Source organism: Endozoicomonas sp. ALB091, assembly GCF_049310265.1.
In the GTDB taxonomy this organism is placed as follows: domain Bacteria; phylum Pseudomonadota; class Gammaproteobacteria; order Pseudomonadales; family Endozoicomonadaceae; genus Endozoicomonas.
This window is the reverse complement of the sequence record NZ_JBLYNQ010000008.1, coordinates 1110633-1123773: the sequence shown is the minus strand read 5'-3', so window position 1 is coordinate 1123773 and position 13141 is coordinate 1110633. Positions and strand designations below refer to the sequence as shown.

Genomic DNA, 13141 nt, shown 5'->3' with positions numbered 1-13141 from the left:
TTACCTGTAAAGTTTGTGTACTTCTTCCGCCAGAATAGTCAGCCCCTGTTCAACGTCCTGATGATCACGGGTATACGTCAGCCTGAGGCATTCATGCTTATGAGGCCAGTCGTCGTCTATGCCCGGAAAGAAGTAATGCCCGGAAACCACCAGCACATTTCTTGCCTTCAGTCGTTCATACAATTCCAGGCTGGAGACAGGCAGGCCTTCAAACCATAACCAGAGGAACATTGCCCCTTCCGGTTTATGAACATGCCAGGGAATATCACCCAGTTTCTCTTTGAGGCAGTTCACAGCAAACTGAGCCTTCTCCTGATAGTAAGGTCGAATCACATTCTCACAAAGAGCGTTAATGCTGTCATCCCGGATCATATCCAGTGCCAGCAGGCTACCCGTACTGTTTGGTGCCAGATTCATAATGGCATTAATACCCGACAGTGCTCTGATAACCTGCTCATTGGCCACCACAATACCGGTTCTGACCGCCGGGAGCCCCAGTTTGGACAGGCTCAGGCAAAGAATGGTGTGTTCGTTCCAGCGGGGAGTCGCTTCGGTAAAGATCAACTTTGGAAACGGCGTGCCGTAGGCACCATCAATGATCATGGGAATATCATGTTGCAGGGCCAGACTGTCGAGCCGCTCAATTTCACTATCTGTCAGTACATTACCGGTTGGATTGGTAGGGCGTGACACACAAATGGCACCAATACTGTCATCAATCACCAGCTCCTGAAAATCCACCCGGTATTTGAAGGTATGCTGATCCAGATGCTCAATTTCAGGCTTATTGGCCGCAAAAAAATCATCACTCAGCCCGGCATCGGCATAACCGATGTATTCCGGTGCCAGCGGTAACTGGATACGCTTGTGCCCGCCATCCCCATAACGTCCGGCAAACATATTGAACAGCATAAAAAAAGCGGCCTGGCTGCCATTAGACAAGGCAATATTGTTTGCCGTCAGCTGCCAGCCAAACTGACGGTTAAGAAAAGCCGCCATCTCACGGACGAAGTCTTTTTCTCCCTGAGGAGGATCATAGGTACCCACCAGCCGGGTAAACTCCGCCTGACTCTCGGTAATTTGCCGCAGTCGCTGCCTGAATACAGCTTCCACTTCGGGGATATGGGCCGGATTACCGCCGCCCATCATAATCATATCTTTACCATCAGCAAGGGCATTACCCAGATCATCCATTAATGAAAGGATGCCGGAATGGCTGGTGAATTTTTCGCCAAAGGCAGAAAGCTTCATGCTTACCCCTGATTTATTCTGGTCATAGGATAGTAAAGGTGCTGTTATATAATGATGAACAGGAGCTGTCCACCATCCAGCCTGCCACGGGCCGGATATACGAGGCAGACTTATTACCAGAAAAGGATTATTATGCCCGTATATCGTGAATCGACGGTAAGCCACCCGCTGCCGATGCGGTGTTAACGGCACGATATATCGCCTGTTCCACAGCCTCCGCCCCCACAATACCCAAAACATTTACATCAGCATCCACTTCGCCGGTTGCTGCACTGAAAATGGTATCACCATCGTACATTGAGTGTGAAGGGCGAATGGCTCGCGACAAACCATCATGCCCCATTTGTGCCATCTTTAAAGCCTGGGCTTTGGTTAATTTCCCGTTAGTCACCACCACGCCGATAGTGGTATTTGCCCCGGGCAGTGCTTGAACGGCCTGGTCATTCATTAAGAGATCCATACCAGAAACAAACTGCTGTCCATCTTCGCTCCTGGTGCCGGCAATAAGCTTATCACCGGCAACAGCATCTCCCCAGGCATTGACAGCCACCACGGCACCGACAACCAACCCTCCTCTCAGCCTGATGGCGTAACAACCGATGCCACTTTTTGTCGCCCGGTCAAACCCGGCAACTTTACCAATTGATGCCCCGGTACCGGCACCGACATTACCTTCTCCAATGTCGCAGCGACTGGCCAACCTGGTGGCTTCATACCCCATTTGCTCACTGGGTCGGGCAGAGGCATCGCCGACCGACTGGTCAAATAGCACCGCACCGGTGACAACCGGAATCCTGACGAAGCCTGTGGGTAACCCAATGCCCTGCTCCTCCAGGTAACGACTGACCCCGTTCATACTTTCCAGACCAAGCGCACTGCCACCACAAAGCACAATGGCATGGACAGAATCCACCAGGTTTTCAGGCCTTAGCAACTCCGTCTCCCTGGTTCCGGGAGCGGCACCGCGCACATCAACACCCGCTGTCACGCCCTGATCAAAGCGCAGCACCGTCACTCCGGTCAACCTTTCGATATCTGATGCATGACCAATGGCCAGGCCGCTAATGGAAAAAAGCTCATGCCGCTGAGTAGTCATCTGCAGACCCTGTGACACGGATAATAAGTGGCTGGCCACCCAGAAGGCTGACCGTTTTTTCATTCGGCAACCGCAAAGATAGTCAAACAGACCAAAGCTTGCCCTGGTTTTGAAATGCATTCCTCATCATTGGAATTGATAGACCATGGAAGATATCGTTGAATACGATGCTGAACAGAAAGGTGCTGAAGAAAATTGAAATCCTGATCAAAAACAAGACGATTTTCTAGTAGATTAGCTTGCGGAGGAGGAGGCAGATAAAAGAGAAGTTTCAGGCAGGAAATTGGCGTCCCCTAGGGGACTCGAACCCCTGTTACCGCCGTGAAAGGGCGGTGTCCTAGGCCACTAGACGAAGGGGACGCAAACCTTCGTGCATTGCTGCAGCGGATGCGTATACTAATCATCACTTACCACAGAGTCAACCCCTCTTTATTTTTTCATCAATGGTTCTTGAAAAACAGCCATTTTAACGATTAGATGGGCCACTTATCGCCCGGGAAAGGCAGAGAAATATGAGGCTTAGGGACAGACTCTCTTTTAAGCAAGTCAAATACACAGTCAGCGTTGCATTTATTCTGGGATTGATTTTCAGTGTCTTCCAGGTAACTCACGATTATAAGACTCAGGACAAGAGCATCGATAGTGCCATTCAGGCTTATCTGGACATCAGCAAGGCACCCGCATCACGTATCGCCTACAACCTGGATGAAGAGCTGGCCATAGAGCTGGTGAATGGACTCATTGAGTCGCCGTTAATTCTCAGTGCAGCAATTATTGACACCGACAACCTGGTTCTGGCCAAAGCCGGAACCGCAAAAAATCCTGACGAACAAAGACAATTTACCGACCTCTTCTTTGGCACCACACGAACTTATCAGCAACAATTGTCAGTGCCTTACGACCTTGAAGAAGAGCTTGGTACTCTGACCATCACCGCTGACACGCGCCCTTCCGGTCAGGAGTTTCTGGATCGCTCAGTACTCACCCTGGTGTTTGGACTGGTCCGGACCTTGCTGCTGGCGCTGGCTCTGCAGGGCATGTTTTATCTGATGCTAACCAAACCACTCTTGAAACTGGCCCGTCACGTAAAGCAGGTTCGAACAGGCTGCGAACATAAAACACTGGCAATCTCCGGGAAACATCAAAAAGATGAAATAGGGCTCCTGACCAGCGCATTTAATGAGTTTCAGGATGATATTGAAAAACAGCTATATCATCTAAGTCTTGCCGAGAATGAGCTTAGAAAACATAGCCATGATCTTGAACTTCGCATTGCTGACAGGACGCAGGAACTGCTGGAAAACAATAACGCGCTATTCAAGGCCAATGCGGAACTTGAGAAAGCCCGGCAGGCCGCACTTCGTTCAGCCAGAATTCGTGGAGAACAGCTTTCTTACCTGAGCCATGAGATTTGCACGCCACTGAATGGCATTTTAGGCATGCTGGAGCTGACCATTAATGAAGAACTGACCGACAAACAATATGAGCGCCTCGATCTGGCTCGTCAGTCAGGCGTTCGACTGGTCCGACTGCTCAATAGCTTGCTCGACCTGGCCAGGCTGGAGTCCGGCAAAGTTGCCATTGAACATACTCATTTCAATTTGCGTGAAATCATTGAAGAATCGGTCGTGTTGTTGAGTCAGAAGAGCTACGAAAAAAATATTCCACTGACCTGTGATATTGACCCAACGCTGCCAACCACTCTGCTTGGTGATCCTACCCGCATCAGTCAGGTCATTAATAACCTTCTGGGTAATGCCATTAAATTCACCCATCAGGGTGAGATCAAACTATCACTGGACTCAAAACCGCTTAGCGAAAACCGTCTTGAACTGATCATTAACATTACCGATACCGGGATTGGCATCCCCAAAAAGGCCCTCGAAGCAATTTTCACCCCTTTTACCCAGGCCAGCAATGCGATCTATGACAGCTACGGGGGCTCCGGTATGGGGCTGGCACTGACCAAGGAGCTGGTGGAAGCAATGGATGGATCCATCAGGGTCATGTCCCGGGAAAAGCAGGGCAGTACTTTTTCGATAAAACTGCCCTTAACACAACCTGAACAGATAACCAGTGAAGCCACCATTACCCTGGAAAACCAGCCGGTATTACTGGCCTGTGAAGAATCCACACAGCAAATCTGTCACCGGTTGCTCAGCTACTGGAATGTACCCTGTCGTATTGTTGAGCCTGACGACAGCGGTCTGAACATTGATTACGACTCAACCGAATCGCTCATTATCACTGATCAACAATCCCTGGCCCTGAATATGGCTCAACACCGTCCTCAATGTAAAACGATCTTTATCAGCTATGAACAGCCCCGTGAAATGCCTGATAATCTGTTATGGCTCTCACTGCCGGTGACTCAGCAAAAGCTCTATAAAAAGTGTGCAGAAGTCATTGGCATTCCCGACAACCGGTCACCAGAAAGCATCAATCACCCACACAATGCAACGGACCATCAACAGCCAGCCTTCAGGAAGAAAAGGATCCTGGTAGTAGAAGACAATGTGATCAACCAGCTGGTGACTGAGGGTATGCTTGAACAGCTGGGGTACAATATAAACCTTGCCAACAACGGTCAGGATTGCATCACAGCTTGCACCACTGAAAAGTTTGACCTGATCCTGATGGACTGCAATATGCCCGTAATGGATGGCTACGCTGCAACAAAACAGCTGCGAAAAATGACGAATACCAGACAGACGCCCATCATCGCACTAACAGCAAACACACTGGAAGAGCACAAAGAACGATGCCGGGACGCAGGGATGAATGGCCACATTGCCAAGCCTTTCAATAAAAAAGCGTTAGATACATTACTGAACCGATGGCTTGAGTAATTACTTTACCAGGGTCTGGACAATTGTTTTTCGTCCCGGTTTTGCCGGGCTCGACAGATCATCTTTCAGTAACTTCTGTGTTGCCTCATCTAACGTCTGAATGATCTTTTTACGCTCGAACTCATCAATACTGTTGGTATCCAGACTGAAGGAAAAGCCTTTGCTGTCGAGTTCAAAATAACTTTTCTGCTGACCAAGATTGCGGCGCAGATCGATCACTTTATAAATAGGCACCGAACGACTGAAGCCTTTTACCTGTATCTCTCCCTTGGACTGACAAAGTACCACATCCTTAACCAGCGACCAGGTTTCATGGGACAGCAGAATCTGGTTGGGTTTTGCTGCGCTTTCCAGCCGACTGGCCAAATTCACCTCACGCCCCAGGAGGGTGTAATCCATACGGGACTCGGCACCGAAATTACCCACCGTACAGTAACCGGTATTGATGCCAATCCTGATTTGAAGTGGGTTCTCGACCCCTTTGGCGATCCATTGCTTGCGCAGTACTTGCATGTGTTTCTGCATTTCAATGGCCATTGAAACAGCGGCCAGGGCATCTTTTTGATAGCCCCGGGTTTTAGGGTCACCAAAGAAAATCATAATACTGTCACCGATAAATTTATCGATGGTTCCCCCATATTTCAGAGCAATACGGGACATGTCGTTCAGGTAAGTGTTCAGCAACTCTGTCAGCACCTCTGGCTCAAGTGCTTCGGCCAGATCAGTAAAGCCTTTGATATCGGAAAAGAAGACCGTCAGTTTTTTTCGCTGGCTCTCCAGTTTGGTATTGCGCTTACCGGAAAAAATGGATTCCCATACCTGGGGAGAAAGGTATTTGGCCAGACTGCTGGCAAGCCTGCTGTAACGTTGCCGCTGTTGCTGGGCACTGAGCTGAATAGCCTGAAAATGCTGCTCTCTGAGCCTGAGGACATAGGCACAGTAGGATATGAAAATAAGCATTCCAAGCAGACTGATAAACACTGCATCCTGCCCGGCTGAAATGGTGAAATCAGGTTCAATAAAGTGATGAATAGATATGGCAGCTGCTGCAGGGGGAATGATGATCATCAGCCCCCTCAGCCCTTGAAGGTAAATCGCCCAGCCTGTCAGCAGAGCCACCAGCAGCATGCCACTGACCATCGGGAAATCGGCAAGGGTGATTAAGGCTCCAACATTCAAAGAATCCAGTAAAAGGGTAACCAGAGGCTTTTTGTTGTCCACTGTCTTTTGATTGCTGGCGCGAAATACCACGTTGATCGCCAGGTTGGAAAGCCAGGGAAAAACCGATAAATAAGCGACAGCGCCCAGGAAAACAGAAGGAAGGTACTGGTTGGCCAGCCCGTAAACCATCACCGAGGCAGCGAGCCAATAGGCCAGGACTCTTGGAGAGAGCCGGGGAGCACGACTCTGGGGCGGAGATACAGTATTCTTATTGGATTGCATTAAAATTGGTTCATAGCCAGACCTGATAATACCGTCAGCAATTTGCTGTGGGCAGGTCATTCTAACATGCAGGAACGCTCAAATCTGTAATTGGTGGGAGTGAGTTATTGATGAATGGTATAGAGCTTTTGCTGGAAAGGGTATCGACCCCCATCCTGGAGGAACCAGCACCCAGCGATCAGCAACTGGATGTCATGTTCAAGGCAGCCCTGAGAGCCCCTGACCATGGCCGTATTCGCCCCTGGCGATTTTTAAAAATCAGTGGCCAGGCGCGGGAAGCGCTGGGTGAGCTGATGGCGCAGGCAGTCCTTGAGGATCAGCCTGACCTTTCAAAAGATGCGCTGGCACGTTTCAAAGGGATGCCGCTCCGAGCCCCTATGCTGGTACTGGCTATTTGCCCGGTTAAGCAGCATCCAAAGGTGCCGGAGATTGAACAGAAGATGTCACTGGCGGCCGCAGTTCATTCTCTGCTGCTGGCGGCCCATGCCCAGGGGGTCGGGGCAATGTGGCGAACCGGGGAGCTTTGTTACCACCCACGACTGGCAAAAGGGCTGGGTCTTGCCGACAACGAGCAGCTGATGGGTTTTATCTACCTTGGCAAGCCAGCTGGCGCTAAAAAGAAAGTGCCTGTATTGGATGTTAATGACTTTGTTTCCGAGTGGGTGACCAGTGCCTGATTGGGCAATAAAAAGCCCCGTTTTCAATGAAGTCTGACGTTGCTCAGGAGCCTGTCGGACTGAGAAGCCAGGAGCCTGTCGGACTTAAGCGTCCGTCTAGGCGACCCCGTAGCGAGGATTGCGAGAAATTGAGGATAAAAATTTCTGCTTCTGAGGAGAATAGCGGGGCTATTTGACGAAGAAGCAGGAATTTTTAGACCAATTTATCGCAACCGCACGACTGCATGGATGCAGGAGCTAGGGCAACGCAGGAGCAGTTGCCGCGTAGGACAGTCTTAAGTCCGACAGGCTCCTAGCAGGCGGTGTTTTTTTTATAATTTTCATAAGCGGATATTATTCCGCTCATCCCTCCTGCTGAGGTAAGGACCAGCAACAGTATGGGGCATGCGTACCCAGTGATAAAGGAAGCCGCTGAGGTTGTCATGGCGAACTTTGATAAGTGCGACAGGAAGTCCGCCAGCAGGGTTGCACTGGCACCGGAAAGAGACCCATAGATATAGGCTTTTCTGACACATTGGCAAAACGTTTCAGGAAGCAGGTTCATGACTGGCCTGATACATTTGTACGTACCATAACCCAGTATTCGCAGGATATTGTCAGGCTGTTGCCGATGCTCATGAAGATGCTTGCCACAGGAATAAAGACCATCAACGATGCCAATAGCCACCATGGCAGAGATAATACCTGCTGCACCTTTTGCCTGACTTATATAGTCCAGTGCATCAGCAGAAATAGTGCCTGCCGCCCCGTTACATAATACTTTGGCGGCAAACTTTTTCAGTGTGTCATCATGCTGGACGACATATCGGGAATATACTTTTTGGGGATTGAGTGTTTGCAGGACTTCAGAAAAAATATCACTGGCAAAACCGTGTTCATTTAACTGACTGATGAGCGCAGAGTCACCTTCAATAGCACTAATGGTTTCGCTGGCCGTATTGCCTGCGTTCTCTTCTGCAAGCAGGAGCGGTGATTTATTGGTGCTGCCTTCGATGTCAATAATACAACAATCGTTTTTTTTACCGGGCTTTTGCAGTGCTGAAGGCTTCCCATACACGGGGGGCTCTCTATAAGCTGAGGGCTCTCTATGCCCCAGAGTATCACCCTCCTGGCCTACCGTGGATTCGCTGTTTTCTTTGCAGTTATCTTTACGACAACATGATGCTGACAAGGTGTCATCTGCCACCTCAATGGCAAGCATAAGCGGTGGCTGTGCAGGCTTGCCTTCTACCTGTCTGGCTGCAAGCCCACAATGTTTCAGTGAATGTTCTGTGCCAGGGCTGGCGTTTTCAAAACTCTGCCTTTTCGGCTCATCAACCATGCTGATACAACGGCCTGACACGGTGGCAACAGTGCCACACCGGACACGCACTGAGCTAAATGCCGGAGAGGTCATTATTGCTGTTGTTTGAGCATGGCTAACTGAGCAAAACATAAATAACGTCCTGTCATTTGATCAAAATTTCAGGGAGGTTACCGGACTGATTCATTGTATGAATGTTGGATGAAGGTCGTATTAAATGCTGTTGATCCTTCAGCCAATCATATTGTGGGGAATGATATAGTCCTCAAGATCATCTTCTGCAATATCATTTTCTGAATGTACCCATCCTTTTACCGAGATTCCGGCCTGATGGATAGATTCACAGGAGCCGGATAACAGTGGATGCCAGTCAAACAGCGGTTTCTTTTCGCTGATCAGCCGATAGGCGCAGGTTTCGGGCAGCCAGTGGAACAGCTCAACATCTTTCAGCGTCAGTACTGTACATTCCGGCACGATGTCTTTACGGTTCGGGTAGTTTTGGCATTGACAGCTGCCGGTGTCCAGCAGTTTACAGGCTACTGACGTGTAATAAACCGTATCCGTATCTTCATCTTCCAGTTTGTGCAGGCAGCAGCGACCACAACGATCACAGAGGCTTTCCCACTCATCGGCGGTCATTTCTGCCAGGGTTTTGGTTTCCCAGAAAGGTTTTGCGGTCATGTTGGGTCGTTAAATGAAAGAAACTCATCCGGCAGTTTGATCAGGTAATCATCCTGCTCTTTGGGGGGCATTTGCAGATAGAAGCCATGATCGGAAATCCCCTGAAGGACACTGGCAGTCTCTACCCGTGCCAGCTTTTTCTCCGGCGTCAGCAACAGGTCAAAAACATGCACCGGTTTGCCAAAGGCTTGCAATAATGCCTCTGGCAGGGTCTTTTCCAATATAGCTCCCTTGTTCAGGTACAGGTACATACCTTCCCTTTTCGGGCTTTTATAGATGGTCACCAGAGACTTCATTCAATGGCCTTTTTCCTGTTGACTTAATTGATTGAGCTGCTGAATCAGCGGGGTGCCGATGATATCACGACGCCAGCCCTTGAGGGTATCCGGTAGCATAAAACGACCATGATCCAGCCAGCTGCGCAGCAGTGGTGTGGTTAATTTGCCCGGCATCAGCAGCTCCATAGGCAACTGCAATTCAACAGCCAGTTGCGACATCAGTGTTTTGATCTGCTTACCCCAATCCCTGACATTTTTTGGCAGTGGCAGAGGCAGCTTTTCAGGCCTTTGTGCTTCCGGAATCTGACTGGCCGATCTGATAATATCCACTATCTGCTCGCCATGGTTGCGGATAATACTGGCACGCATTTCTGGTATTTCCCGCAGGGCATTCATGGCTTTAGGCTGAAACCTCGCCAGTGGCCAGAGGCTGCCTTTGGGGATAACCCGGTTGCGAGGAACATCCAGACTGCGGGAGGCAACTTCCCGAAAGTGGCAGAGTGCCTTTAGTACAGCCAATTGTTGGGGGCGCAATTGCCAGCCTCGTTTTACCTCTTTCCAGGCATTTCCCGGATCAAAAGGCAGCACATTCAACGTCATGGCCAGGCACTCATCCTCCAGCCAGGCCTTTTTCGGCGTTGGCACCAACAGCTGCTCCAGGTGCTGATAAATCTCCAGTAAATGTGCAACATCCAGGCTGGCATAGCGAATCTGGGCATCCGTCAATGGTCGCTGGCACCAGTTAGACCTTGTCTCATCCTTGGGCAGATCAATGTTCAGTACTTGCCTGAGCAGGGCCTGATAACCAAGGGAAAATCCCAGGTTAGCAAACGCTGCGGCCAGCTGGGTATCAAACAGTGGTCTGGGAACGGTATCGGTTAACAGCTTGAACACTTCCAGGTCTTCACTACAGGCATGAAGGACTTTAACCACCGAGTTGTCTTCAAACAATCTGGCCAGTGGTTGCCACTGATCAATGGCCAGTGGATCGATCAGAAAAACATCCGCGCCTGTGCCCACCTGAATCAGCCCTGGCTGTGGGTAGAAAGTGTCTGTACGAATAAACTCAGTATCCAGAGCGATGGCATCAAGCCTGGACCATCGCTGGCAATAGTCTTCAAGTGACTGATTGTTATTGATCCAGACTGGCTCTGGCGACAAAAGTTGCATATCGAAAGGTTCTAACGAAAAACCCCATTATAAACAGTCAATAGCAGCTGTTGATAGACCGGAGCGGTTTTTCTCAGTCCTGTCTTTTCATCTGTCCGGCGCTGGTTGACATTTAAAGATCACAAACGGTTCGACGGAAAACCTTTTTTTGTTGTGCACTGAGTGGTTAAAAAAGGCCGGGGATTACCGGCCTTAAGGGGGAACTTAATGGTGAGCGCGTAGCGCTTCAATGCGCTGGTCTAACGGCGGGTGACTGGTAAACAGGGCTGCCAGTCCACTGCGATCACCGCTGCGGATACCAAAGGCAGTCATGGTTGCAGGCATGGCACTCGGCGCTTCATACTCGGCACGCAGGCGTTCCAGTGCGGCAATCATATCTCTGCGGCTGGCCAGTTCGGCACCGGCTTCATCTGCCCTGAATTCCCGCTGACGGGAGAACCACATAACGATAGCACTGGCCAGAAAACCAAGAATAATCTCGGCGATAAAGCTGGTTATGTAAAAACCCATACCGACGCCACCTTCGTCTTCATCATCACGACGCAGGAAGGAATCAACGGCATAACCGATAATCCGGGCAAAGAACATGACAAAGGTGTTCACAACCCCCTGGATCAGGCTCAGGGTAACCATATCGCCGTTGGCAACGTGGCCAATTTCGTGACCAATAACTGCACGGGCTTCGTTCGGGCTGAAGCGGTCCAGCAGCCCTTCGCTAACCGCAACCAGCGCGGCATTTTTATTCCACCCGGTGGCAAAGGCATTGGCTTCCGGGGAGTGGAAGATACCCACTTCCGGCATGCCGATGCTGGCCTTTTCAGAGAGTTCCCTGACCGTCTCAACCAGCCACTGCTCCCGGGCTGTTTGCGGTTGTTCAATAATCTGCGTCCCTGTGCTCATTTTGGCCATGGTTTTGGAGAGTAGCAGGGAGACAAAAGAGCCGGCAAAACCGAATACAGCACAGAATACCAGCAGGGAACCCATATTCAGCCCCTGGTGGCTCAGATAACTGCCGACGCCGAGAATATTCAGTGTGATACTGGCCAGCAACAGGACTGCCATGTTTGTGGCCAGAAACAACAGGATTCTCTTCATGAGTTAAGGTGACCTCATCGTCATCATTGTCATTAAACAGCAAAGTAGCTGGCCATATGGAATCATATATTTCTGGCTACTTGGGCAGGTGCTATGCGAGGCACAACGGAGGGAGCATAGCCGTAGCTATATGACCGGAGTTGTAACGAAGCACGACTGCATGGATGCAGGAGCTAGAGCAACGCAGGAACTGTTGCCGAGAGTGCCTGAACAAGGAGTCAGAAATATATGATTTCATATGGTTAGCTACTTATATAAAGGCGACTATTTATCCTTTCAAGAGCGTCTATAAAATGCGCTTTATTTTTACATGGTACTGACAGAAAAAGAGCCGGATACCTGCCCCCATTCTGCTCACTATTCGGTAAAAAATTGCAGCGCAGCCCTGGCAATCGCTTCACCGCCTTTATTGTTAAGGGCCTGTCGGCAATGCCAAGCCATTGTCGCCTGTTTCCGGGCAACAGACGGCGGCAGGTCGTTCTTTTTATTATCCGGATTATCCGGGGCAGTGGTGGGCAGACTTAAGCGTAAAAAGCTTTTTTCCGTGAGTACCACCTGATCCAGCGCGTCTTGCCGGATCGTATCCTGATAACGAATATAGCCTTCTGAAGCCAGCCAGAGCATAGCATCAAAACAGGCTTTGTGGCGCCGGTTAGGGATGCCGTACTCGTCGGTGCCGGCGTTGGTAATCAGATCGTCAACGTAAAGTGTTGTCAGGCGGGGGAAGCTATTATAAAGCTGAACCAGCGTTTTTACGCAGTCCTGGTAAAATTCGTCAATGTGTATGTCGTTCATAGATCATCCATAAAAACGCTGAAAGGCTGACACTTTCAGAGGTTAATGTCCAAGTCAACAGCAGCTTTTCCATTAACATAATTCGCAATTACATAATCAGATACAGTCGTCTTCCCGGTAATGTCTTCGAAGGTCTGAGCCATCCTTCCCAAAGCTGCTCCGACCACTACTACTGCGGGTATGACAACAGGGGCTCTCGTCGACATGGATCTGATGAATGGTTGGCCGGTTGCTTTCGCCATCTGTTTCGCGATGTAAACGGTATTTCTTTCTAAAACAAAAGTCCCTACGCCAACCTTCAATCCTAAGTATGCCCCGACTTTGGTTAATGTGTCCGTCTCAAATTTAGTGCCACGGCAGGTGATACACGCAAGCTGTGCAAGCTCCTTACTGGTTTCAGTTGTGCCTTTCATGAGCAATGAATCCTGTGAATTTTATATTTACTGCGTCATAACCCGGGGAAATTATAGAGTAAATCTCTGCCTGTTGTGCGAGATTCAAGG

At 49.7% G+C, this 13141-nt stretch carries 12 protein-coding genes and 1 tRNA gene; 2 read left to right on the top strand and 11 right to left on the bottom strand.

Annotated elements, in window-relative coordinates; translation table 11 throughout:
• From ACO6UX_RS21250 to ACO6UX_RS21240, 3 genes are all read right to left on the bottom strand, one after another.
• Positions 1–1251, bottom strand: a complete 1251-nt coding sequence (locus ACO6UX_RS21250; RefSeq protein WP_163369720.1) for a valine--pyruvate transaminase — start codon at positions 1249–1251, stop codon at positions 1–3.
• A 130-nt stretch (positions 1252–1381) separates the two neighbouring features.
• Positions 1382–2467, bottom strand: coding sequence for a P1 family peptidase (locus ACO6UX_RS21245; RefSeq protein ID WP_422450299.1), 1086 nt, complete (start codon positions 2465–2467; stop codon positions 1382–1384).
• A 164-nt stretch (positions 2468–2631) separates the two neighbouring features.
• Positions 2632–2707 (bottom strand) — tRNA-Glu (locus tag ACO6UX_RS21240).
• A 152-nt stretch (positions 2708–2859) separates the two neighbouring features.
• On the opposite strand from ACO6UX_RS21240, the gene ACO6UX_RS21235 reads away from it, so the two are divergent.
• Positions 2860–5196 carry an ATP-binding protein gene (locus ACO6UX_RS21235; protein WP_422450298.1) on the top strand — a complete coding sequence of 779 codons (2337 nt, stop codon included), beginning with the start codon at positions 2860–2862 and terminating at the stop codon, positions 5194–5196.
• Here ACO6UX_RS21235 and ACO6UX_RS21230 read toward each other — a convergent pair whose 3' ends face one another.
• A complete protein-coding gene (locus tag ACO6UX_RS21230) occupies positions 5197–6639 on the bottom strand; it encodes an adenylate/guanylate cyclase domain-containing protein (protein WP_422450297.1) in 1443 nt (480 codons plus the stop codon).
• Between the two features lie 110 nt (positions 6640–6749).
• On the opposite strand from ACO6UX_RS21230, the gene ACO6UX_RS21225 reads away from it, so the two are divergent.
• Positions 6750–7316 (top strand): nitroreductase family protein, encoded by a 567-nt coding sequence (locus ACO6UX_RS21225; RefSeq protein ID WP_422450296.1) that lies wholly within the window; start codon positions 6750–6752, stop codon positions 7314–7316.
• 292 nt (positions 7317–7608) lie between these two features.
• Here the strand turns inward: ACO6UX_RS21225 and ACO6UX_RS21220 are convergent, their stop codons facing one another.
• The 7 genes from ACO6UX_RS21220 to ACO6UX_RS21190 all read right to left on the bottom strand — a co-directional run bounded on the left by ACO6UX_RS21220 (position 7609) and on the right by ACO6UX_RS21190 (position 13051).
• The gene (locus ACO6UX_RS21220) at positions 7609–8751 is read right to left on the bottom strand and encodes a hypothetical protein (RefSeq protein ID WP_422450295.1); all 1143 of its coding nucleotides are present in this window, start codon (positions 8749–8751) and stop codon (positions 7609–7611) included.
• Between the two features lie 99 nt (positions 8752–8850).
• Positions 8851–9300, bottom strand: a complete 450-nt coding sequence (locus ACO6UX_RS21215) for a YcgN family cysteine cluster protein (RefSeq protein WP_422450294.1) — start codon at positions 9298–9300, stop codon at positions 8851–8853.
• On the bottom strand, positions 9297–9596 hold the full coding sequence (locus tag ACO6UX_RS21210) for a YcgL domain-containing protein (RefSeq protein WP_163369715.1): 300 nt from the start codon (positions 9594–9596) through the stop codon (positions 9297–9299). Before ACO6UX_RS21210 ends, ACO6UX_RS21215 begins: the two co-directional genes overlap by 4 nt.
• Complete coding sequence (gene rnd / locus ACO6UX_RS21205; RefSeq protein WP_422450293.1) at positions 9597–10748, bottom strand: ribonuclease D; 1152 nt, start codon at positions 10746–10748, stop codon at positions 9597–9599.
• Positions 10749–10952: 204 nt separating this feature from the next.
• Complete coding sequence (gene htpX, locus ACO6UX_RS21200; protein ID WP_422450292.1) at positions 10953–11843, bottom strand: protease HtpX; 891 nt, start codon at positions 11841–11843, stop codon at positions 10953–10955.
• Between the two features lie 357 nt (positions 11844–12200).
• Complete coding sequence (locus ACO6UX_RS21195; protein WP_422450291.1) at positions 12201–12638, bottom strand: hypothetical protein; 438 nt, start codon at positions 12636–12638, stop codon at positions 12201–12203.
• Between the two features lie 35 nt (positions 12639–12673).
• The gene (locus ACO6UX_RS21190) at positions 12674–13051 is read right to left on the bottom strand and encodes a hypothetical protein (protein WP_422450290.1); all 378 of its coding nucleotides are present in this window, start codon (positions 13049–13051) and stop codon (positions 12674–12676) included.
• Positions 13052–13141 lie beyond the last annotated feature (90 nt).